Annotated in this window: 20 protein-coding genes and 1 pseudogene; 8 read left to right on the forward strand and 13 right to left on the reverse strand. The window is 62.5% G+C overall.

Going from position 1 to position 20,909, the window contains the following annotated elements; all coding sequences use genetic code 11:
• Positions 1-55: 55 nt before the first annotated feature.
• The 6 genes and pseudogenes from ACKI2N_RS24735 to ACKI2N_RS24760 form a co-directional block, all read right to left on the reverse strand.
• Positions 56-1,021, reverse strand: coding sequence for a DUF932 domain-containing protein (locus ACKI2N_RS24735; protein ID WP_426990889.1), 966 nt, complete (start codon positions 1,019-1,021; stop codon positions 56-58).
• A gap of 102 nt (positions 1,022-1,123) precedes the next feature.
• The gene (locus ACKI2N_RS24740) at positions 1,124-1,525 is read right to left on the reverse strand and encodes an antirestriction protein (protein ID WP_420991428.1); all 402 of its coding nucleotides are present in this window, start codon (positions 1,523-1,525) and stop codon (positions 1,124-1,126) included.
• A gap of 227 nt (positions 1,526-1,752) precedes the next feature.
• Positions 1,753-1,992 carry a hypothetical protein gene (locus ACKI2N_RS24745; RefSeq protein WP_420991429.1) on the reverse strand — a complete coding sequence of 80 codons (240 nt, stop codon included), beginning with the start codon at positions 1,990-1,992 and terminating at the stop codon, positions 1,753-1,755.
• Positions 1,989-2,585 (reverse strand): DUF6927 domain-containing protein, encoded by a 597-nt coding sequence (locus ACKI2N_RS24750; protein ID WP_420991430.1) that lies wholly within the window; start codon positions 2,583-2,585, stop codon positions 1,989-1,991. Before ACKI2N_RS24750 ends, ACKI2N_RS24745 begins: the two co-directional genes overlap by 4 nt.
• Before the next feature lie 255 nt (positions 2,586-2,840).
• The gene (locus ACKI2N_RS24755) at positions 2,841-3,164 is read right to left on the reverse strand and encodes a hypothetical protein (protein ID WP_420991431.1); all 324 of its coding nucleotides are present in this window, start codon (positions 3,162-3,164) and stop codon (positions 2,841-2,843) included.
• A 310-nt stretch (positions 3,165-3,474) separates the two neighbouring features.
• Positions 3,475-3,963 (reverse strand): annotated as a pseudogene (locus tag ACKI2N_RS24760) (IS5/IS1182 family transposase); the annotation flags it as partial.
• Between the two features lie 280 nt (positions 3,964-4,243).
• On the opposite strand from ACKI2N_RS24760, the gene ACKI2N_RS24765 reads away from it, so the two are divergent.
• Complete coding sequence (locus ACKI2N_RS24765; protein WP_420991432.1) at positions 4,244-4,576, forward strand: DUF190 domain-containing protein; 333 nt, start codon at positions 4,244-4,246, stop codon at positions 4,574-4,576.
• A gap of 841 nt (positions 4,577-5,417) precedes the next feature.
• Here ACKI2N_RS24765 and ACKI2N_RS24770 read toward each other — a convergent pair.
• The 3 genes from ACKI2N_RS24770 to ACKI2N_RS24780 form a co-directional block, all read right to left on the reverse strand.
• Positions 5,418-6,284, reverse strand: coding sequence for a Csu type fimbrial protein (locus ACKI2N_RS24770; protein ID WP_426990947.1), 867 nt, complete (start codon positions 6,282-6,284; stop codon positions 5,418-5,420).
• Between the two features lie 119 nt (positions 6,285-6,403).
• Positions 6,404-7,609, reverse strand: a complete 1,206-nt coding sequence (locus ACKI2N_RS24775; protein ID WP_420991435.1) for a fimbria/pilus outer membrane usher protein — start codon at positions 7,607-7,609, stop codon at positions 6,404-6,406.
• Positions 7,610-7,760: 151 nt separating this feature from the next.
• Positions 7,761-9,734, reverse strand: a complete 1,974-nt coding sequence (locus ACKI2N_RS24780; RefSeq protein WP_420991436.1) for a diguanylate cyclase domain-containing protein — start codon at positions 9,732-9,734, stop codon at positions 7,761-7,763.
• 286 nt (positions 9,735-10,020) lie between these two features.
• Between ACKI2N_RS24780 and ACKI2N_RS24785 the strand changes: the two genes are divergently transcribed.
• Positions 10,021-10,482 (forward strand): CopD family protein, encoded by a 462-nt coding sequence (locus tag ACKI2N_RS24785; protein ID WP_420991437.1) that lies wholly within the window; start codon positions 10,021-10,023, stop codon positions 10,480-10,482.
• Positions 10,483-10,530: 48 nt separating this feature from the next.
• Here ACKI2N_RS24785 and ACKI2N_RS24790 read toward each other — a convergent pair whose 3' ends face one another.
• The gene (locus tag ACKI2N_RS24790; RefSeq protein ID WP_420991438.1) at positions 10,531-11,694 is read right to left on the reverse strand and encodes a diguanylate cyclase; all 1,164 of its coding nucleotides are present in this window, start codon (positions 11,692-11,694) and stop codon (positions 10,531-10,533) included.
• Positions 11,695-12,088: 394 nt separating this feature from the next.
• On the opposite strand from ACKI2N_RS24790, the gene ACKI2N_RS24795 reads away from it, so the two are divergent.
• On the forward strand, positions 12,089-12,889 hold the full coding sequence (locus ACKI2N_RS24795; RefSeq protein ID WP_420991439.1) for a transcriptional regulator: 801 nt from the start codon (positions 12,089-12,091) through the stop codon (positions 12,887-12,889).
• Positions 12,890-12,932: 43 nt separating this feature from the next.
• On the opposite strand, the gene ACKI2N_RS24800 is transcribed toward ACKI2N_RS24795, so the two are convergent.
• Positions 12,933-13,472 (reverse strand): hypothetical protein, encoded by a 540-nt coding sequence (locus tag ACKI2N_RS24800; RefSeq protein ID WP_420991440.1) that lies wholly within the window; start codon positions 13,470-13,472, stop codon positions 12,933-12,935.
• Positions 13,473-13,595: 123 nt separating this feature from the next.
• Here ACKI2N_RS24800 and ACKI2N_RS24805 point away from each other — a divergent pair, with 123 nt between their 5' ends.
• Entirely contained in the window at positions 13,596-13,943 is a 348-nt protein-coding gene (locus tag ACKI2N_RS24805) for a winged helix-turn-helix domain-containing protein (protein WP_420991441.1), read from the forward strand.
• An 83-nt stretch (positions 13,944-14,026) separates the two neighbouring features.
• Here ACKI2N_RS24805 and ACKI2N_RS24810 read toward each other — a convergent pair whose 3' ends face one another.
• Positions 14,027-14,512, reverse strand: coding sequence for a hypothetical protein (locus ACKI2N_RS24810; protein WP_420991442.1), 486 nt, complete (start codon positions 14,510-14,512; stop codon positions 14,027-14,029).
• Positions 14,513-14,753: 241 nt separating this feature from the next.
• Positions 14,754-15,134, reverse strand: a complete 381-nt coding sequence (locus ACKI2N_RS24815) for a hypothetical protein (RefSeq protein WP_420991443.1) — start codon at positions 15,132-15,134, stop codon at positions 14,754-14,756.
• A gap of 835 nt (positions 15,135-15,969) precedes the next feature.
• On the opposite strand from ACKI2N_RS24815, the gene ACKI2N_RS24820 reads away from it, so the two are divergent.
• The 4 genes from ACKI2N_RS24820 (at position 15,970) to ACKI2N_RS24835 (ending at position 20,730) form a co-directional block, all read left to right on the forward strand.
• Positions 15,970-16,269, forward strand: coding sequence for a hypothetical protein (locus tag ACKI2N_RS24820; protein WP_420991444.1), 300 nt, complete (start codon positions 15,970-15,972; stop codon positions 16,267-16,269).
• A gap of 608 nt (positions 16,270-16,877) precedes the next feature.
• Positions 16,878-18,017 (forward strand): polysaccharide biosynthesis/export family protein, encoded by a 1,140-nt coding sequence (locus ACKI2N_RS24825; protein ID WP_420992053.1) that lies wholly within the window; start codon positions 16,878-16,880, stop codon positions 18,015-18,017.
• Positions 18,014-18,451: a low molecular weight protein-tyrosine-phosphatase gene (locus ACKI2N_RS24830; protein WP_420991445.1), complete on the forward strand. Its 438-nt coding sequence runs from the start codon at positions 18,014-18,016 to the stop codon at positions 18,449-18,451. Before ACKI2N_RS24825 ends, ACKI2N_RS24830 begins: the two co-directional genes overlap by 4 nt.
• Positions 18,452-18,471: 20 nt before the next feature.
• Positions 18,472-20,730 (forward strand): polysaccharide biosynthesis tyrosine autokinase, encoded by a 2,259-nt coding sequence (locus ACKI2N_RS24835; protein WP_420991446.1) that lies wholly within the window; start codon positions 18,472-18,474, stop codon positions 20,728-20,730.
• Positions 20,731-20,909: the final 179 nt, after the last annotated feature.

Below are 20,909 nucleotides of genomic sequence, written 5' to 3' on the forward strand. Positions count from 1 at the left end.
ACCGAGGTGTGAGAGAGAAAGAAAAGGGGGAGGGGGCGAGGGCGGGAAGTCGCCGCTAGGCAACCAGCTTGAGCGCCTCTTCCCAAGCCTTCTGCTTGATGGAAGCGCCTTGGCCGAACCAGGCCGCGTCGCGCCGATGGTCGGTGCTGCGGGCACGGCGCTGGTGATCGACGAATTCGGTCACGCTGTTGACCAGGCCCCAAGCCGTGCTCTCCGCTGAGGCCAGGTTCGACCCCATGCCGCGACCATTGAACAGCGCCAGAGCAGCTCGGATGGCGCGGTCGTTGTTTACCTTGCCGGTACGCTCGGCGGCGGGGATGACCGGGTTGCTCAGGACGCGCTGGAGAAACTTCTCGGCCGTGTAGCCGGTGACCTTGCGCTGGGACAACGCCTTCATCCGTTCCATGAAGCCATCCCAGGACGAGATCGCGACGCCCAGTTGACGCTTGACCGCCTGGGCATCGAACTGACTGCGGTGGGGGACCTTGACCGCGCCAGCGTTGTCGCCGAGCGCAATGGCAAGGGTGTTGTTGCAAACTACCCTGACGGAAGTGAATTGCGCGGTGGTCGCGAGGGACCCGTCGCATGCGGTGGCGAGTAGCAAATAGCCCTTGACCTCGTCTCGGCCGGCGAGGGAGACGCTCTGGCCGGTGCGGGCCAGGGCCCACAGCTTCTTGCCGTCCTTGAGCACGCCAGCCGTCTCCAGCTGATAGCCCCCGACTTCCGTGAGGTCGCGGTAGAACTCGAGGATCTCCGCCGGCTGGACGACTTGGTAGCGATTGGAGACCACGGACAACGGTGCCTTCGTGTCCGAGCGGTACAACACCTTCTGATCTGCAAAGGCGTGGATATGTGTGGCATCGTCGCCATCGGTGACGAAGCGGACCTGGGCCTGCTCGATGCGCCAGTTCATGCCGGCGCGTTCGGCCCAGACTTCCAGCGGTTGATGGGGGGCGAGCTTGTTGCCCAGGCCGTGCCACGGGGTTTCGTTGATGTAAGCCATGGTTTGAACGAGATGCATGACGGGTTCCTTGAAGGGGGGAATGAAAAAGCCCGGCATTGGCCGGGCTGTCGAAATAGGGAGGGGAAAATGGGGCGATGCTTCTGGCGGCGACGAGACGCCTCAGTCAATCAGCGCGAAGATATTTGCGCACTCGGGGTGCTCGAGCGCGAATTCGCGCAACTGGTGGTACTTGTCGCCGAGCGGCTCCATCCCGGGGCGGAATGACAACAAGCTGAAGGTGTAGAGGCAGGCCACAATGCCGGCTGCCTCTGCGCTCATGGTCTCGCTGGAATCGTTGTCGGGATTTTCCAGGTGGAAGGGCTTGTCCGAGTTCGGCGCCATGAAGCAGCCGCCGTTGTCGAGTTCGTAGAAGTGCCAGAGGCCGCCGTCATAGGCTTTGCAGAGCGAGCCCAGTTGAGCATAGATGTTCGGCTCGACCAACATCGCGGCGTGCAAGCCGAAATGCTGGGGCAGGAAGCCAATGCGATTGGCGCTCGGCACGAGCGTTTTGATGATTGTCATGGGGTATTCCTGTTTGGTTGCTGATCAATGCACAGAGCCCGGCAGTAGCCGGGCTCTGTGGGAAGGCGAAGGGGAGGTGTGACGCGGTGCGCCCAAGTCCTTAGGGGACGTGAGCCATCGTGGGTACGGGATGCGTGACAGAGATCCTTTCGATGAAAAGAATGCAAAAAGCCCGGTGCGAGGCCGGGCTTCAAGGTGGATTGAGAGGTAAATGCGGTAGTGGGCGATCAGGCGTCCCGGAGTTCGATTTCGTTGGCGCCACGTGTCTCCAGGTTTTGGTCGACATAGATGGGCCGGTTGTTGCCGGGATCGGTTTCCGTCTGTTGGCCGTTCCACCACACTTCGGTGTCACCGGAGTAGACGGGTTGACCGCAGGAGTCGAAGCCGTTCACGAAGGCGCAGCCCGGGATCTGCTCGAGCGTGCCGACAATACGCAGATCGGTGCCCTTCACATAGGCTTGCTTCACGAGAATGTCACCCCCGATGCGGCCAGGCGTTTCCTGACAAGCGAGCGCGGTACGGCAGCGAGGATGGAGAGCCCCGCCGCCGAGCAGACGAGCCTGGTGGCGCTAGTGCGGAGTACCGTGAACTCGGTGGCCTTGCCATGTGCGCCGAAGATCAGTGGTTCGGTGAAGCGCAACACCGTACCTGGCGCCATCCGGGGGATGAGCTTGCGCGTGGCGTGGTACCGCCGGCAGGCTGCTCTCCACGCGTTTGCATGCGCACTCTCGGTGGGGGTGAGCAGGTCCAGGATTCGCTCGGGGCAACGCGCCTCGATGGGTCCCATGTCCTCGCTCATGTCCTTGTAGCCGAAGTTGTAACCGCCCGGATGCTTCGCCTTGTACATGCGCACGAGGAAGATCAGTGCGAAGACGATTCGCTCGCCTGTCGTTTTCTCCACGCGTTCGACAGCGGCATACCAGGTACTAGCATGAACGAGCGCGCTCGCTAGAACCCGATAGCGATACGGCGAGTCCTCGCTCCAGCGAGTGGCCCCGTGTCGGTGGAAACAGTCAGCGAGCGGTTCGCCCTTTGGTTTGTGCGTTTCGGTCCAGCCCATGTCAGTCCTTTTTGTTTACATCCCTGCGGCTGCCAGACGGCATGCCCGATTTCGGATGCGAGTGATTGAGAGTCATTTCTCCAGTTGGTCGATGAGCGCGAAGAAGACCGCGCAGTCGGGATGCTCACGCGTATGGGCGAGGGTGATCGTGTTCATGATTACAGGGCATAGAAAGCCTAAAGCCCGGCGCTGGGGCCGGGCTTTAGGCGGGATGGAAAAAGCCAATATGGTCGGCGTGGTGTCACGCCAAGAGCGCTACTGACTCTGGCCCACGCTGAAGACGTGCTGACAATTCAGGCAGCGGAAGTTGTCGAGGACGGTATCGTCGATCGTCTGGCCGATCCGCGCGCCGGCGACGCAACCCGTGGCACCGCCCACGAGTCCGCCAATGATGGCGCCGGCAATCGCGCCGAAGGGACCGCCTGCAGAGCCGATGAGGGCCCCGGCCTCCGCGCCGCTGATGGCAGCCGAGGCACCACCTACGGCGCCGGCGATGCCGCCGATGACGCCAGCACCCTTGCGGGCGTAGTCACGCGTCTCGATGCAAAGGGAGTTGCACAGAGGGCAGGGCGGCGTCATTGCGGGCTCCGTGGGATCAGGCAAGCCAGGCGCACTGCCGTGCTGCTATCCGTGAGTCGGCAGCGCGGTGGATGCCATGAGATGGCCGTCGTTTGCCTGGTGAGCTTGCCGAAGCGAAGGCGTTGCCGGCTGGCCTCTAGGGTAACGATGACCAGAAGCGGTCGGTAAAGCGGTTGGATGGATATCACGCTGACTCCATGAAGAGAAGATTCGATGGGTAAGCCACCCCATGGCAATACCGGAGCAGGCTCGTGTCAGTGATATGGAATTGAAAATTTCTAGGATCGGCCGTCTAGCTAGCAGGCGACATGTTTTTCTCGATGCCACGGCGAGCGATTCGTGGATCGATGCCTCGTTTTGCGAAAATACCGACGACACCGTCGCGAAGTCCTACCTCTTGTCGGTGTGGGGCTTGTTCGGCGGTTTCGCGGTCGGCTGCAGAGGCCTGGCACAGATGGAATCGTATCGGTCAAGGCCTCGAAGACAACTGAGTCGTGCCGATTGGCGCCAGTCACGAGCAGGGAACGCTGCACCGGTCTCCAACGAGATGTCGTTTGCTGCCGAGTTTGCCGCGGTCGGTGGTGTTTGGGCCGGTCTTCTGCCCCCGGGGGCTGACCACTGCCGCACCATCAATGCTCCTGCGACACCAATCGATCTGGTCATGCTCACGCAAGCGACGCCCGCAGGCCATGCCGCTACCGAAGCCCATCTCCTGCGGCAAGTCTTCCCGCGGAATTCCAGTCTCGCCGCGGCAGGTTGGGTGTCTGGCTGGGGCCAGCTCTGGAACTTCTGGACTGCCGCATCGCCGTTCGAGAGAACCGAGCTTTCCAGCAAGGAAGCCAGATGCTCTAGCTAGTCCTGGGCCTTAAGGCACGAGGCGAGACTGGAGACCAGTACGGTGCTTGTGAGATCTTCGGCTTGGCCTCGGCGGCCGGTTATCTGCGTTCGGCATGCTGAACCGCAAGTCAACGCATGAGAAAACCGGGCAGCTTCGCAGCAACCCTGGCTCGGTGGCCTAAACTGAAGCAGGCGATATGTGCGTCGCGTGACGCATCGCAACAATGTGTGGGGAGTGTATCGTGCGTGGCTTTCAAGTTACCCTGTACACGGTCGAGAATCGTCGCTATCACGGAAAGCAACTGTCGCACTGGCTCCTCCAGATCATGCGCGAGCTCAATTTTCGCGGGGCAACACACCTGGTCGCAGCGGAAGGGATTGGACACGATCACCGATTCCATAGCTGGCACTTTGTTGAGCTCGCCGATCGCCCCGAGGAGATCACCATGATCGCGACCGAGACGGAGATGCAGGCGCTGTTCGATCACTTGGCTACCGAGGACGTGAAGGTGTTCTACGCAAAATTTCCTGTCGAGTTTGGTTTTTTGGGTAAGGCGGCGCCAAGGGATGGCTAGAGCGCTGTGTTTGATGTCACTGAAGCTCGCTCGAGGAGAGACGGTAGGCTGTGACTACCGTTGAGCTTATGCGCGGGCATGACGGAAGGAGCATTCCAGGATTATCGAGCGTCAAGCGTGTGTGCTAGATCGCAGGGAAGAGCCGCAATGCGTTTTTGGGGGGGCACGAGATCGAAGCGCTTGTTGTTATCGGGCCTATCCCCCATTGAGCCCATGCCGTAGAGGGACTATCGTGCTCAGCGTGCATCTCGATTTGTTTTCATGTCCGGAATTGATTGAGGTGGAGGCTACGGACGGAGTCAAACGCTATCTCGGCCTGCTCTGATATCCATGCCTGCGCGGTCCCAGCTTCGAGGTTGGTCGGCCGGCGCGGGCGCCGCCTCGGCTCTTTCATTGTGAGCCCCCGTGCGGTCTCTGGCCGGCTCGCGAATGAACGGTTCGCTCCGGTGCCGTGGCAACTGGCGGGCCCGCCCGCGGGCGGGCACCGCACGAGCCGCGCGTGGTGCTTCAAGCAGCGCAAGCGGGGAGGGTATCCGGGCACGCCGCTACAATGGCCACCATTGGCCGATAGTGTTGAAAAACTCCCCGAGGGCCGTTTGCGGGCGATTCCAGCGTACCTTATCCCTCAATCGCCGGACAATCATGCAATGCAAGCCGATATGAGAGGTCGACTTCTGGCGATTATGGTCTACAAGCCTCTGCCATCGAGTTTTCAACTGAATCGGCCAGCAAGCGCCATTCGCCCGGCGGGTCGCTCGGATGTTCAGACGCCGGCTCCGCGGCAGTAGGCGGCCGTTCGGTTGGCAACCCGAACAATTCCTTTTTGAAGGCCCATTATTCTTTAGTAGTACAGCGTGACGACGATCGTATCGACGTAGTTGCCGACCGCGAGGTTGGGTTGCGCTGGCACTTGGCCATAAACGGTCACGGATGCTGTGTTGCCCGCCGAGTCGGTCGTTCCGCTAACCATGCTTGCATCATCATTTCCCCAGACCTGTGTGTTGCCTGGGTCTCGATAGATCTGGTAACGGACGTAACCACCCGGCCCGGCCATGCGGCGCATGGAACCGTCAAAACTCTGGCCGTTGTCGAGGCCCACACGCCAGGATGTGCCAGGGGCACATTGGAGACGGATGTTGCCGTTCTCGCGCAATGGAGCTTGAGGGGGGGCCACTGCTCCGAAGTCGATATCGGTGGCCGTGACCCAGCATGCGTGCTCGAACGCCGCATATACGCCTGAAGAACTGAAAGATAGACTGCCGCCCGCAGTGCCCCCGGTGGTGCAATCGGCTGAACTGGGAAAGCCCGCGGTGCTATATCGGAAACGCAGGAGGCCTAGTGTGCCTTGCTCCTCGAAGGCTTGGATTGCTGGAACCGCTTGCCCTGGATACGTCCAGCCGTAGATGGGGATATCGACGGTCTGTGGTGTCGCTGGCGCTGCCGCAACTTGCACAGAATAGACGGGCGTAGTCCCCGGTGCTCCGATGTTTTGTGTGTGGGCGGGATCGGAAAACAGGTCGTAATTGAGATATGCGCCGTTGTAGTTGCTCATGCGCCGTGTTGGTTGCCCAACACTCCAGTTGCCTGGGTTCAAATAGATGCAGACTTGGTAGTAGTTGGTCTGTCCACTCGAAAAATCCGGCTGGCAGGTGACAGTCAGCGAGGACGTTGCCGCGCGGCCGCTGCTCGTGACGGTGCCGAAGTTCATGCCGAATGCGCCGTTGACGAAACAGGACTGAGAGTGTGCCGGTCGCGCATGTAGCGCGAGGGCGAGAAGCGCCACAAGCCAAATCATGAGGGCAGCCCGGCTCAGCCGGGAGGCGCAGCCTATCTGCATGGCTGGACTCCGAGGTCGATCCGACCGCGTTGCGGTAGATTGTCCGGCAGCGTCACAACGCATTGCCTGCTGCTCAAAGGCACGGACAACCGGGCGCCCGCGGGCGGATTCTCCAGGTAAACGCGGCCATCGTAGCCGATCACGACGGGTTGGTTTCCTGGGCTGAGCACGGCTTGCGTGCCTGCGGGTATGGTTTCGCCGTCCTCGCTGCGGACGGAAAAATCCAACATCAGCATGCTTCGCATCTCGAAGCGCGCCAGCATGCCGCTTGCGGTCGACGGTACCGCCTGCATGCGTACTTGTTCTACGCTCACGTCAGCAGGAAGCGCTCGCGGATCGATGGACAGATCGTTGTTCTGCCATGCATTGAGTGGCGTCACCAGCAGCAAGCCATGATCGTCGGTGGTGCCAACCGGCCGACTTTCCAGTTTGACCGGCACTCCGGCTACGCCGTCGGTCGATACCAGCGCAAAGGCATCGTATACCCTGCGCATGGGAAACACATGGCCTTGCATCAGCAGCAGTCCCCCGGTCAAGTCGGCATACATCGTACTTCTGCCTGTGCTCTGGCTTTCCAGGTACTGGCCACCGACTCGCCACTCCCCAAACTGGGTGAGTTGACTGATCTCGGCCTCGCCGCCCGCGTTTGCTCCCGCGCTTGCCTGGACACGCCAGCCCCAGCCATCGGAGTCGCCGGGCACGCTGCGCACAGCGCCGATAGTGCCCGTATTGCCTTGCGCCTGATGCGTGCCGCTAGCCCATGTCTGAACTCTGTTGCCGAGGGGTAGCGACCAATAGACATATGCAGTGGTTCCACCGTGACCATATAGGTCACGATTCGTGCCCATGCTGAGATTGCCAAAGCGGCCGAGAGATTGCGACCAACTCAGGCCTACATAGCTGGCGGGCTGAATATTCTGATAACTCTGACGTATATAGCTCGCACCCAATTGGCCACCTCCCAGGTCCCAGCCCAGGAATGCCTGTGAACTGTTTAGAGGCAGCGTCGAACCTTCGAGCGTCCCGATATCTCGGAACTTGCTGTCACCGCGCAAGGTCGCGAGTTTGATGCTGAATCCGTACCCGCGCCATTCGTAGCCAGCGCCGTATTGCTGACCGCGTTGCTGGCTATAGCTGCTGGAGGCATAGGAAGCACTCAATACGCCAAGCTGGCCTAGTCGTATGGCGGCGCCCATGCCACCCATGGTCAGGCCGTGAGAGATAGTCTTCCTGGCTGGCTGGCGGGGCGGATCAGGATCGGGTCGGTCACGGTGAGGTCCTCGGGTTTGGGGGAGGGCCGTAGTATGGCATCGCTATCGCCGCGCCGGCCCTTGCCGCGGCCATCCGTCAGGCCGGCGTGTTCGATGCCGCCGGCGTGTAGCGGGCCTTGCCGCCGCGCTTGGCTTCGTACAGCGCCATGTCGGCGCGCATGAAGAGTTCGTTGGCGGTCTGGCCGTCGCGCGGGCAGTGCACGGCCATGCCCACGCTGGCGGTGGCCACGATGGTGTGGCCCTCGATGAAGTGCGGGCGCCGCGCCGCGTGCACGATGGCCTGCGCGATGCGCTCCAGGCTGGCCGGGCTGGCGGCGTCGTCGAGCACGATGCCGAATTCGTCGCCGCCGATGCGCGCCACGCTGTCGCTGGCGCGCACGCAGGCAGACAGGCGCTCGCCGAAGGCGGCCAGCAACTGGTCGCCGACGGCGTGGCCGTAGCTGTCGTTGATGGTCTTGAAGTCGTCCACGTCCACCAGCATCAGCGCCGCGTTGCGCCCGGCGGCGCCGGCGCGCGCCATGGTCTCGGCCAGGCAGCGGTCGAAGCCCTTGCGGTTGAGCAGGCGCGTGAGGTGGTCGGTCAGCGTCTGCGCCTCCAGGCTGCGGATCTTCTGGCGCTCGGTGGTCACGTTGCGGGCGAACATGTACAGGCCCTGCACGGCGTCGCCGGCATCGTTCCACGCCGGCTGGTAGGTGACCTCCATGCACTCGCCGCCGTCCGGGCCTTCCAGGCTGAAGGTGACCGAGGCGCCCAGGTAAGCCTGCGCCAGGTACGGCTGCCACGCCACGTAGGTGGGCGTGCCCCACAGCTCGCGCACGGTCAGGCCCACGATCTGCCGCACCGGCAGGTCGAAGCGCCGCGCGTAGGCTTCGTTGACGAAGACATAGCGCTCGCTGGTGTCGATGAAGGAGACGAAGTCCGGCACATGGTTGGCGATGGCCTCGATGCGCTTCTCGCTCTCGGCGGCCTGGTCCTTGGCCGCGGACAGCGCCGCCTCGCGCTCGGACAGTTGCTGCATCACCGTGCTGAAGGTGGTCGCCAGCTCGCCGATCTCGTCATTGCGCCCGGTGGGCAGCGCGGCCAGCGCGGCGGGGTCCTTGGGCACCTGGCCCACCACGCGGTGCAGCAGCTCCAGCGGCGCCAGCATCCGGCGGATCACCAGCCACATCAGCAGCGCCGCCAGCACCAGCGAGAAGCCGGCGCTCAGCATGGTCTTGCTGCGCGCCTCGATCAGCGGCGCGTAGGCCTCGCGCGCGGGCAGCACGGACACCACCTCCCAGCCGGTGGTCTCCAGCAGGTAGCGCGCCACGATGGGCTGGCTGGGGTTCATGGCCTCCCATGCGGAGCGCGGTGCCTCCACCCCGCAACTGTCGCCCAGCGCTCGGGCCTGTGCCATGACCTTCCACGCGTCCGCATGCATGGCGTAGCGCGGGTTGTCGCCGGAAGACACCAGGCAATAGCTGCCGGTCAGCCCCACCCGGCTGTGCGCGAGCTGGCCGAGGAAATTGCTCTCCGAGAAGTTCAGCGCGCCGCCCACCACCGCCAGCAGCTTGCCGTCGGGCGTGCGCAGCGGCACGGCCATCACCACGCCGGGGGAATCGCTCATGCGCCCGCGCAGCAGATCCGACACGGCAAAGCCCGCGCCGCCGATGACCTCGCGGAAGTAATCGCGGTCGGCCAGGTGGATGCGCTGCCCGTCCGGCACGGCGGTGCTGAAGGCCATGTCGCCGTCGGGCCACGCCAGGAATACCGCGTTGAAGCTCTGCGGCATCGACACGGCCTGCGCGGCAAAGCGCTTCATGGCCGCCGGCGGCTGGCCGAGCATGGGCTGGAGCTGGTTCGCCAGCCGGCGCAGGTCGACCGCGCGGGTCTCGAACTTCTCGTCGAGCTGTTCGGCCACCATCTTGACCAGGGTGTCCTGCTGGGTCTGGCGCAGATCCCTGAGGCCCTGGAAGGCGTAATACTGCGCAAAGAGCGCGCGGGCCAGGACGATGAGCGTCACGACGACGGCCGTCGCAATGGCTACCCGATACTTTAAGGAGTGCCGCATGATTATCTTATTTTTGGTGTGCGGATCAGCCATCTTGCCTGGCGCGACCGCCCGGCTGCCCGTCCTCCGCCGCGAGCGGCTGACCCGGAGCACAGGTTAGCAGAAGCGGTAGCCCCGGCCGGCCATGCCGCGGCCCGGCGGTGCGATAAGCGGGCAGGTGATCCGTTTCGGTGACGCAACCTGCTCACCGGCCCGGCGGCCGGGGCTAGAATGCGGCATTCTTCCAACAGTCCCGGCCGCTGCCCCCATCGGCCGTTCCCCACCTCTGCTGCCAAGCCCGCCACCCATGAGCCTCGATCCCGTCCTGCGTTTCCTGCACATTGCCGGCGCCACCCTGTGGGTGGGCGGCATGTTCTTCGCCTACGTCTGCCTGCGCCCGGCGGCCGGCACGCTGCTGGAGCCGCCCCAGCGGCTGCGCCTGTGGCGCGGCGTGTTCGCCAGGTTCCTGGCCTGGGTGTGGGTGGCGGTGGTGGTCATCGCCGCCAGCGGCGCGGTGATGATCGCGCAGGTGGGCATGGCCGCCGCGCCGGTCCACTGGCACCTGATGCTCGGCACCGGCCTGCTGATGATCGTGATCTTCGTCTACGTGTTCGCCGGGCCGTACGGCGCGCTGCGCCGCGCCGTGGACGCGCAGGACTGGCCGGCCGCGGGCGCCGCGCTCGCGCGCATCCGCCAGGCCGTGGGCCTGAACCTGCTGCTGGGCGTGCTCACCATCGCGATCGCCACCCTCGGCCAGCTGCTGCGCTGAACAGTACCCGGCGGCGCCAGGCGGCGCCAGGCGGCACCGGGCGATGCCTCAGGCCGCCGCCTCCATCACCGCCTCCACGCGGTTGCGGCCCGCGCTCTTGGCGCGGTAGAGCGCCAGGTCGGCGCGCCGCACGGCGCCGTCCAGGCGGTGCTCCGCCTTGTCCACGCTGGCCACGCCGATGCTGATGGTCAGGTCCGCCACCTGCCTGCCGAAAAAGCGCGACGACGTGGCCCGCAGGCGCTCGGCCAGCGCCAGCGCCGCGGCCATGGTGGTACGGGGCAGCAGCACCAGGAATTCCTCCCCGCCGAAGCGGCCCGGGTGCGCGCCGGCCGGCAGCTCGCGCTTGAGCATGGCGGAGAACGCGGTCAGCACGCGGTCGCCCTCGGCGTGGCCCAGGCTGTCGTTGATGTGCTTGAAGTGGTCCAGGTCGATCAGCAGCAGCGCCATCTCGCCGCCGTGCTCGGCCATGTGCGCCAGCTCGCGCTGGCCGGCGTCGTAGAGCGCGCGGCGGTTGAGCAGCTGCGTGAGCGGATCGGTGCGGGACAGGATGTCGAGCTCCACGTGCAGCCGCCGCGTGATCACCAGCATGAAGGCCACCGACAAGCCCAGGTCCATCAGCGTGTACGAACCCAGGTAGACGGTCTGGATCACGTCGTTGGCGGCAAACAGCGTCTGCCCGCCCAGGCCCGCGAACAGGCTCGCCATGCCGCGCGCCAGCACCACCAGCGTCTGCACCGCCAGCAGGAAGCCGAAGAACCGCGCGCTGAAGTCGCGCCCGCCGTGGCGCAGCACCAGCAGCGCCTGCGCGCCGAAGAAGATGCCCATGGCGAAGGTCACGATGGTGACGCGCGCCTCGTAGCTCTCGCGCCCGTAGACGAACCACGTCACCGCCAGGGTAGCCGCCACCACCACGATGGCCGCGGGCCGGCGTGCCGGCGGCCGCCCGTAGAAGGCCTGCGTGCCCAGCGTCCACAGCGCCACCGCGGCGAGCAGCAGGCCGTTGGCCAGCACGATGGAGATCCAGGCCGGCGCGATGTCGCGCAGCCAGAACAGCATGGGCGCCACCACCAGCACCAGCGAGCCGGCCACCCACTGGCCAATGCCCCGGATGCTGCGCGGAAAGCTGTGGTACGCCGACAGCAGCACCACTGACATCAAGGCCGACATGATCGATGCCAGGAAGACCGTTGTCTTGAGATCGAGCTGCAGCATCGTGGGTGTGTATCCCAGGCAGGGGGCCAAGCGGCTATGCTACCAAAGACCCGCGCCAACGGCATCGCGCCGCCGCCATGCGCCCACGGCACAGGCGGCTTTGCGGCGCGGTCGGCCGGGCCGGTTGCCAACCCTGGGCCCAATCGCGCGCTTTGTCATCTCCCCCTTGCGAGGGGGGCGCTGCACGGTAGCCGCTCACGCGTTATTGCTATAATTTTTATATCAAAAACGACCATCGCAGCGTATCGCAACGATATACGCGCGCTGGACGACGCACCGACATCAACGGTGCGGGCAATTCCTGGGGAGCGGCATGAGCGACAGGGGAGATGGACTGCCGGCGTGGTCCGGGGCGGGGGCCTGGGCACAGGCGCCCGCGTGGCGGGAAGCGAGGGTGCTAGCCAGCCGGGAGCGCGGGGCAGCGGCGGAGGACAACGTACAAGACCGCGCGCACGACCGCGCGCAGATCGCCATCTCGCGCCACTGCCTGGACGCCTACCTGGGTTCGTACGTCGGCATGGAAGGCAATCCCGCGGCCGACCTGTGGTTCTGCGACGTGCGCTCCAACGGCGAGCCCGTGCCGCTGGCCAGCATGCTCTCGCCCGTGGCGGCGCCGCTGGTGTGGGACGCCGCGTTCCGGCAGCGGCAGCGCGAGCTGCTTGCCCGCTGGGCCACGCAGCAGAAGATCGCGCGTATCGCGGCCGCCGTGCGCAACACGCTGGGCAGCGTGGCACCGTGCGAAGCCCAGGCATACTTCGAGCGCCATCTCTACGGCCCCTCCGGCTGGGAGTTCAAGCTCACGCTGTTCCCCTTGCCCACGGGCGAATCCGGCGCGCGCAGCTGGACCCGCGTCTACGGCAACCAGCCGGCGCTGAACCCGCAGGAACGCTACCTCGACCTGTGCCGCGAAGGCAGCCGCTTCCGCGCCATCGGCGCGCTGCGCCGCCAGCGCCAGCCCAAGGTCATCGTCTGCCTGGGCACGCGCAACACCGAGGACTTCCTGCGCGCGTTCGGCTTCGGCGAAGCCCGCCAGCGGCAGCACGTCCTGCAGCCCGCGGACCAGGGCAAGCCGATCCAGGTCTATGCGGACGGCCCCACCACCTTGCTGGTCTGCCCGCCGCTGAGCGGCGCCTCGGGGCTCAACTCCGACGTACTGCAAACCGCGCTGGGCAGGTTCATCGCCGGTTTCATGTAAGGCCCGGCGCGGGCATGGCCGCAGTCCGCACGCAAGGCGCGCGCTAGCGGCTTTGCGCCCGCGCGCCCACGGCGCGCGCGGGCAGCAGGCCCAGCAGCGCCCGCATGGCGTAGACGACGATCAGCGTGCCGGTCAGGTCGCCGACAAACATCACCAGGAAGCCGTGGAACAACCCGCCGCGGTTGCCGCGCAGCGCAAACCAGATATGGTGCAGCAGCGGGCTTGCGACCGAATACGCCAGCACGCACGCCAGCAGCCGCCCCGGCGTGAGGTTGGTCAGCGAGGCGCGCAAACCAAAGGCCTGGCGGGCGACGCGGTAGACCAGGTACGGCGCCACGCTCGCCAGGATGGCGCCCATGAACGCGCGCGCGAAGTCGTCCGGGAAAATATAAAAGACGTTCACCAGCAAGGAGGCAATCAGCAACCCCACCGCGCCGGCCGCGCCAAACAGCAAGGTACTCAACAGCCGGATACCCGCCGGTAGATAAACCCAATTAATTCCCGGCACAAATTCAAAATGCCGGAAAAGCCACTCATTAACGGCCAGCGTCAAAACAAACAAAACAATTGTGGCGAAGACCATACTTAATTGGAGGCGAACATGGGGCATTGCCGTAAAATGCATCGGGGCATATAAAAATTGGGGCCTGATGATAGTCGATCCCGCGCGCCGCATACCGCGACCCATTTACCGCAGGATGCCGTCGTGACGCGTCCGGCGGACATTTACCTGCGCTTTCTCCAACTGGCCGAGGCACTGCGGGGCTTGCCCTCGCTGCCCGCGCTCGACCCCCTGGAGGAACGGATTCTCGAACTGATTGCGCGTACCAGCCAGGCGCAGGAACGCCTGTCGGTCAGGGACATGATGGCCAGGAGCGAGCTGGGCTCGCCCGCCACCTTGCACGCCCGCCTGAAATCCATGCGCGAGAAAGGCTGGATCATGCTGACGGACACCGAAGACGCCCGCCGCAAGCAGCTAGGGCTGACGCCCGAAGCGCTGCATCATTTCGACCGGCTGTCCGAATGCCTGGTCAACGCCACCAAGAAACCCTGAGATAACCCCCGGACACCGCGCCGGCAGCGCGCGCGAATACCGCGAATACCGCGCCGCGCATGCCCGCGCGCATTATCTCCGCATTATCCCGTCTGCGATTCCTTGGCCGGGCCGCGCGCGTTGCGCCGCCGCAAGGTCTCGCTGGCCACCGATTCCGACAAGAACAGCCACAGCGTGCTCACGCGGATCACGCCGTCGCCCGGGCCGTCGTGCGTGAGGCGGCTCGCCACCTCCTCCAGCTTGGCGAACATCTCCGGGCGCAGCTGCCCGCGCAGCGCCGCCAGCGCGGACGCGGGCACGGGCACCTCGTCGCGGTTGCCGAACACGCGGCGCTCGAAGGCAAACAACACCACCGCCAGCACCGTCGCGCCGATCCCCACGTTCTGGAAGTCCTCCAGATGGAAGCTGCTCGCCGCGAAGCACAGCACCGCGGCCGCCACCATCAGCATGAACACCGCGCGCAGCACCACAAACACGCGCGGGTGCGAAACACGGCGGGCCAGCGCGCGCACGGCGTCGATCTCGTCTTGCTCCAGGACGTTAAGGACGTTGGTGGTCGAAACTTTCATTGTTTTAAACGTCTCGTTTCGTGTCTCGTTTCGTCTCGCGCGCCGCACGGCAGGCATGCGGGGCATGCAGGCAGTGTATACGCCCGGCCGCCAATAAGCATTGGGGGGAAGTGCTATGTCAGGTTACGCAGGCGGCCGCAGCCGGCCATGCGCAATCCGGCGCGCAGCCGGCACAGGACGGGAAGAGCAGGGCGCCGGCGCCCGGGCGGCCCGGCAGACAGGCGACCGTGGGCGCCAAAGCTCAAGGCCGGGCGCGCGGCGCCCGCTGTGGCCGCATGTTGAAATGCGGCTCGCCGAACGTCTCCAGCAGCCGCGCGATCTCGCGCGCCGAATTCGCGCGCGTGGCGCGGATCTCGCTCAGGCGGCGCGGCGCGGCGCCGCCGGCCTCCACGAAATGCCGCCGCATCGTCAGCAACGACTCATGCGGCGCCGGGATCAGCACCGGGTGCGCGTCCCGGTTCTTGTAGCTGCCGTAGGTCCAGCCAGACGGCGTCAGGTGCGCCTCGATCCAGGCCTCGGCCGAAGCCGGCATGTCAGGCGTACCCGGCATATCCAGCATATCCAGCATATCCGGCATGCCCGGCGCCGCCGCTTCGCCATTCACCATCGCCTTGCGCATCATGCCTGCCTCTCGAACATACGCCACCCACCGCGGCCAGCGCAGGCCGCCCGGCCCACCACGAGGACCGCGCCATGCCCGCGCTGCATTCTCGTGCGCGCCCCCGCGCGCCGGTACCCCGCCTTGGTGGGTATCGCACGGGCTCGGCCAGGCATCGGCCAGGCACCGCCGGCCGCGCCCCGTGGGCGCCCACGGGCGCGGCGTCACCGTTCTTTCCCCACCAAAGCGTGGGGCCTACCTAAGCAGGGTAAGCGTGGAGCCAGGCCTCCATCAATAATCCAACCCGGCAAGCGTGACCCCTTGCTAATTCCCGATAGGGTGTAGGCACTCCCCGCGCCTACACCCTCTTTTTTTGGGTTTGCGGCACCAGGCCGGAAACTCCGGGAACCGGCACGAACAGGGGCTTGCCAGGCATGCGGCTACAATGTCGCGCTGCGTGTCGTCTTCATTCGCTCGAATGAGACAACGGGACATTACCGCCGAGTCCGGGCCAAGGTACTGTGGAACCGTCGCTGTAGATGCAATTACAGCGATCGGGTTTAGCAGCCCGGACACAGGCGGACGGTCGCCTCTGGCGGCCGTTTGCGTCCGTCTTGCCTTTGCACGCCCTTATGGGCGGGCCTTGGTGGGGGAGCCTTCGGGCTCGCCGGTCCTGTGTCGGTCTGCTAACCCTGCCTTGCGCCCGCCCACCCGACTAGCAGCGGGGATGCGGGATTGATGTTCCGCTCACAGGAGGCAATCATGCCGAAGCTCTTGTTCGCCCGTCCTGGGCAATTTCCGCTCTCCAATCATGCTTTCGCCGCTATGCGCTCGCGCGTCAGGCAAGGGAGGGCGAGCCATGTCTAAGCACGCTCGCTATGGTGTTACCGCCGAACACACCGGCAGGGACATGTTCATCACCGCCCATTCCCCGTGCGAAGATCCTCTCAGCCTAGCCGGCGAAAAAGCGGCCCAGCTCCACGCGCTACTGTCCGTCACCCGCGACAGCGTCGCTGCCGGCATCGCCAGCGATCCGGCGCCCGACCTCCAGGACCATCTGCTCGCCCTGGCCGCCGGCCTGGCCCACGAGACACTCGTCCTGAGCGAACTGGCCGCACAGCATGAGCATGAAACGCAAGACCAGTCCCCCTCCGACTGACAGCTAGCCCCTGTTGTCTCCCCTCTCCCGCCTGCGGGAGAGGGGCCGGGGGAGAGGGCCAGCGCCCCCAACGAAGTACCGCACACCCCGCCAAACTTTCCCTCCCTCCGGAGGGTACCCGCATCGCGAAAAACGATAATCGAAAATATCGGGAAAACCGATCGCGAAAAAATCAAAAAAATCCCGGACAAATCAAAAAAATTCACCTCGCCCAATTGGGTTAAATACCCGGAAGATCGACGCAATGACCCATCTTCAACAGGGTTCGAATTCTTCCGCAATACCCCTTCCGGGGGCATCCCCACCTTTGTCGGGTCCACCCTTCAGTGGGGATAGAAAACACGGTAAAAACGCCCGTATTGCCTTGAAGATTGACCCCGAGCGGCCATACACTTCGCCGGTCCTCCTGCGGTGGTGCACTGCAAGAGAGCCAGCGTAGAGACGTCGCGAAACCATCGCCGCAAGGACCATATCCGCCAGCAGTGCAAACAAGGCGGAGAGACAACACAACGAGTGTCATGACGGACCAGCGGATTTGCCGCAACAAGGCCCGCCTGGAGACGGCAGGGCAATGCGGACATTTCGGGTATCAAGGAAATCATCAAGTCGTGTTCAAGCTTCCAAGCAAGCTGCCTTTTGGCAGAGCAGTACTGTGGCTGGGAATGATCCCGTTGCTGGCATCCTGCGCACTCGCACCAGGTATGCGCTTCGATCCGCAGCGCCCGCTCGATCCTGAAGACCCAGAATCGGTGCCTAAGGTTACGCAGATCACGCCGGCGTTGGTGAAGGCGTTGAAGGCGGCAGCGAAGCCAGCCAATGCAGACGTTAGCGATCTGTTTGGCGAGGCAAAGCCGTACACCGTCGGTGTGGGGGATATCCTCTCTATCGTTGTGTGGGACCATCCTGAGTTGGTGTTTCCCACGCAGACGTATTCCATTGGCTCCGCTTACGAGATTCCAAACTACAGCGGAGCGGCTAATGTGCCTGGCTATGTGGTCAACCCTAGCGGGACCATTCAGTTTCCTTATGCCGGTCGAGTAGAAGTTGTCGGTAAGACAGCGGACGACATTCGAGGACAGCTCACAGCGCAGCTCAAACCGTTTGTTTCTATGCCCCAGGTCACCGTGCGCGTACTCGCTTTTCGTAGCAAGCGCGTATATCTCGATGGAGAAGTTAAGACACCTGGGCCGCAGAATATCGACGACGTGCCCATGACTTTGGTCGAGGCGCTCAATCGCGCGGGTGGTATCAACGTGCTCACCGGCGACAACAGCCGCGTTAGCATTTCACGCGGGGGTAGGAACTACCATGTCAACCTGCCTGCCTTGCTGCAGCAAGGTGTCGACCCGTCGCACATCCTGTTACGTAATGGCGACATCGTGCGTGTGGAGCAACGTGAAGACAGCAAAGTCTTTGTCACAGGAGAAGTTCTTCGTCCGGCTTCGGTCTTGCCTCGCAATGGACGACTTACTCTTAACGAAGCCATTGGTGAAGCTGGGGGTGTAAATCCAACTTCTGCGAATGCCAAGGAGTTGTATGTTATCCGCAAAGGGAGCGACGGCGAGGCTGAGATTTTCCATCTGGATGGAAAATCGCCGGTCTCTTTTGCTTTGGCAGAATCTTTCGAACTCAAGCCAAAGGATGTCGTTTATGTAGACGCAGCAGGTGTGGTTCGATGGAGCCGGGTGATAAATCAACTACTGCCTAGTGGTAATTTTGTCACCTCCACTGCGAACGTCGCCAAATGATCAAGACTGTTCTCGTAGTGTGTATTGGAAATATCTGCCGCAGCCCCATGGCAGAGGGGCTGCTTAAGCAAGATTTGCCTGACATCAATGTCGTGTCTGCCGGCCTTGCCGCATTGACTGGACAGCCCGCTGAACCCTACGCCGTCGAGCTCATGCGTGATCGCGGAGTGGATATCACTGGCCATCGCGCTCAACAACTTAGCCGCTCTATGGCGACGAGCGCAGACCTAATCCTCGTGATGGACAACACGCAACGACAGGAGATCCAGCGGCTATATCCGGCTACCACCGGCCGGGTTTTCCGTATGGGAGAACTGGGAAAGTTCGACGTGCCTGACCCCTTTCGGGAGGCTCGCCCCGCATTCGAGAACGCGCTGCAGTTGATACAGCGTGGCGTGGCAGCCTGGGTGCCGCGCATCCAGGCTCTTCGATAACTGATTTGGTAGTGACGCTGATGAACCAGACCCCACCTTCCGTCGTTGTTGCTGGTCCGCCAGAGGACGAGATCGACCTCGTCCATTATCTGGATGTACTACTCGCAAGCCGTTGGCTAATCGCTTCTATTGCCGGCGCGGTGTTGGCGCTTGGCGTCGCGTACGCGTTCTTGGTGCGTCCCGTCTATCAGGCCGATATCCTCGTGCAGGTGGAGGATAGTCCTAGCAGCGCAAATAGTCTGTTGGGAGACGTGTCGAGCCTGTTCGATCTCAAGACGCAAGCAACGGCTGAAATTGAAATCATCCGCTCCCGCATGGTTGTGAGTAAGGCGGTCGATAACCTACGCCTGTATATCTCTGCAAAACCTAACTATTTTCCCATTGTCGGTCCCTGGGTTGCTAGCCGTGCTAAAGGGTTATCAGAACCGGGTCTGTTTGGTTTCGGCGGCTATGCTTGGGCGACGGAATCCATTGAGGTCAAGCAGTTCGATGTTCCGGAGTCAGTCGAAGGAGACGAGTTCAAACTAATCTCTCTAGGTAATGATCGTTTCCGTCTGGAAAACAGTAGCCTGGATGCTCCTCTTGAGGGACGCGTCGGACAAATTTTGAAGGCGGAACAAAGCGTAGGGACGATTACGCTGCTTGTTACCGCAATGAAAGCGAAACCGGGAATTGCTTTTAATTTAGTCAGGAATTCACATCTTCGGACTATTGAAGATCTACAGGATTTGCTGAAAATTGCGGAAAAAGGTAAGCAAAGCGGAATTATTGGTGCCTCGCTAGATGGAACCGATCCGAAACTTACGGCGAGCATTCTGAATGAGATTGGCGAAGAGTACGTTGCCCAGAATATCAAACGTAAGGCTGCGGAGGCGGAAAAATCATTGGTTTTCCTTGGCAATCTGTTGCCTCAGCTGAAGGCGGAGTTGGAGCGAGCCGAGGTTAAGTACAACGAAATGCGAAATAAACGCAATACGTTCAATCTCAGCGAGGAAGGCAAGGCATTTCTCCAGGAAAGTGTTGCAGCCGAAACCACTCTCCTTGAACTCAAGCAGAAGCGAACGGAGTTGCTGACGCGCTTTACGCCCTCTCATCCTGGTGTGCAGGCAATTGAGCAGCAGATTGCAACGTTAAATGCCAAGGTGGCAGCCATGGCCGCTCGCATGAAGACATTTCCGAACATTGAGCAGGATACATTAAGGCTGATGCGGGATGTACAGGTAAATAATGATCTTTACGTCGGCTTGCTGAATAACATGCAGCAACTCAAGCTTGTCAAGGCAGGCAAAGTTGGTAATGTTCGTTTGCTCGACGGCGCGCCGGTCCCGGAACAGCCCATTAAGCCAAAGAAGGGGCTGACTATTGTGCTGGCGGCTGTGCTCGGAATGCTGTTGGGCGTCGTTGCAGCATTTGTGCGCAATGCACTATACGGTGGTATCACTGACTCACAGGACATTGAGCAGCATACAGGCCTGAATGTATACGCCACAGTGCCATTGTCTACTGCACAGACTTTCCTCACGGAGGAAATCCGTCAGCGGAAGCGCGGGAAATTCGTACTTGCAGAACGCAACCCAAATGAGCCTTCCATTGAGAGCTTGCGTAGCCTTCGCACTGCGCTGCAGTTTGCAATGCTTGATGCCGAAAATAATCGTGTTTTATTGACGGGGCCGACGCCGGGGGTGGGGAAATCGTTTATATCCGCCAATCTTGCTGTAGTAATGGCAACTGGTGGGAAGCGGGTCCTTTTGATTGATGCTGATATGCGAAAAGGGCACCTTAATCAGTATGTCGGAAAGGATAGGAATAATGGATTGTCTGATGTATTAATCGGTAATTTGAGTTTTGGCGAGGCGGTGCATCGCGACATATTCGAGAACCTGGATTTTCTTAGTACCGGTGGCTTGCCGCCTAATCCTGCTGAGTTGCTGCTTAATGAGCGTATGGCGCGCCTTCTTGATGAGGTCGGAGGACAGTATGACCTTGTGCTAATTGATACCCCACCGGTTCTTGCCGTTTCTGACACTGCGATTTTGGCGGCACGCTGCGGCACAGTATTTCTCGTGACCCGTTTCGAGAAGACGACCATCGGCGAAGTGACGGAATCCGCCAAACAACTGAGGCAAGCCAATGCTGATGTCAATGGTGTGGTCTTCAATGGGCTGGACCCGAACGCGTATCGGTACGGCTATGGATCGAAATATGGCCGTTACCGGTATGCTTACTACGGTTACGCGTCGGAGGTTTCGCCGCCGCAGATTACTGCAGATAGCAAATGAGGTGTGATGGTGGAGGGAAATTCTAGAGAATAGGAATGGGGTCAAACGCTGGCCAATCATGCCAGCGACTAAATCGGCAACTGACCGATCATATATCAGCCAGTTCTATGAAGCCGGCGAATTTCGCGTGATGGGGTAGTAAGCACAGAGTCGTGGACGCGTCTGGCTACCGCCTTTCC

The organism is Cupriavidus sp. 30B13 (assembly GCF_049059565.2).
GTDB lineage: Bacteria > Pseudomonadota > Gammaproteobacteria > Burkholderiales > Burkholderiaceae > Cupriavidus.

What these genes read in the sequence shown, in the direction of transcription:
- ACKI2N_RS24735 (WP_426990889.1), bottom strand. Translation starts at nt 1,021, where the DNA reads ATGCATCTCGTTCAAACCATGGCTTACATCAACGAAACCCCGTGGCAC.
- ACKI2N_RS24740 (WP_420991428.1), bottom strand. Translation starts at nt 1,525, where the DNA reads ATGACAATCATCAAAACGCTCGTGCCGAGCGCCAATCGCATTGGCTTC.
- ACKI2N_RS24750 (WP_420991430.1), bottom strand. Translation starts at nt 2,585, where the DNA reads ATGGGCTGGACCGAAACGCACAAACCAAAGGGCGAACCGCTCGCTGAC.
- ACKI2N_RS24755 (WP_420991431.1), bottom strand. Translation starts at nt 3,164, where the DNA reads ATGACGCCGCCCTGCCCTCTGTGCAACTCCCTTTGCATCGAGACGCGT.
- ACKI2N_RS24770 (WP_426990947.1), bottom strand. Translation starts at nt 6,284, where the DNA reads ATGAACTTCGGCACCGTCACGAGCAGCGGCCGCGCGGCAACGTCCTCG.
- ACKI2N_RS24775 (WP_420991435.1), bottom strand. Translation starts at nt 7,609, where the DNA reads ATGGGCGCCGCCATACGACTAGGCCAGCTTGGCGTATTGAGTGCTTCC.
- ACKI2N_RS24780 (WP_420991436.1), bottom strand. Translation starts at nt 9,734, where the DNA reads ATGCGGCACTCCTTAAAGTATCGGGTAGCCATTGCGACGGCCGTCGTC.
- ACKI2N_RS24785 (WP_420991437.1), top strand. Translation starts at nt 10,021, where the DNA reads ATGAGCCTCGATCCCGTCCTGCGTTTCCTGCACATTGCCGGCGCCACC.
- ACKI2N_RS24790 (WP_420991438.1), bottom strand. Translation starts at nt 11,694, where the DNA reads ATGCTGCAGCTCGATCTCAAGACAACGGTCTTCCTGGCATCGATCATG.
- ACKI2N_RS24800 (WP_420991440.1), bottom strand. Translation starts at nt 13,472, where the DNA reads ATGGTCTTCGCCACAATTGTTTTGTTTGTTTTGACGCTGGCCGTTAAT.
- ACKI2N_RS24810 (WP_420991442.1), bottom strand. Translation starts at nt 14,512, where the DNA reads ATGAAAGTTTCGACCACCAACGTCCTTAACGTCCTGGAGCAAGACGAG.
- ACKI2N_RS24815 (WP_420991443.1), bottom strand. Translation starts at nt 15,134, where the DNA reads ATGATGCGCAAGGCGATGGTGAATGGCGAAGCGGCGGCGCCGGGCATG.
- ACKI2N_RS24820 (WP_420991444.1), top strand. Translation starts at nt 15,970, where the DNA reads ATGTCTAAGCACGCTCGCTATGGTGTTACCGCCGAACACACCGGCAGG.
- ACKI2N_RS24830 (WP_420991445.1), top strand. Translation starts at nt 18,014, where the DNA reads ATGATCAAGACTGTTCTCGTAGTGTGTATTGGAAATATCTGCCGCAGC.
- ACKI2N_RS24835 (WP_420991446.1), top strand. Translation starts at nt 18,472, where the DNA reads ATGAACCAGACCCCACCTTCCGTCGTTGTTGCTGGTCCGCCAGAGGAC.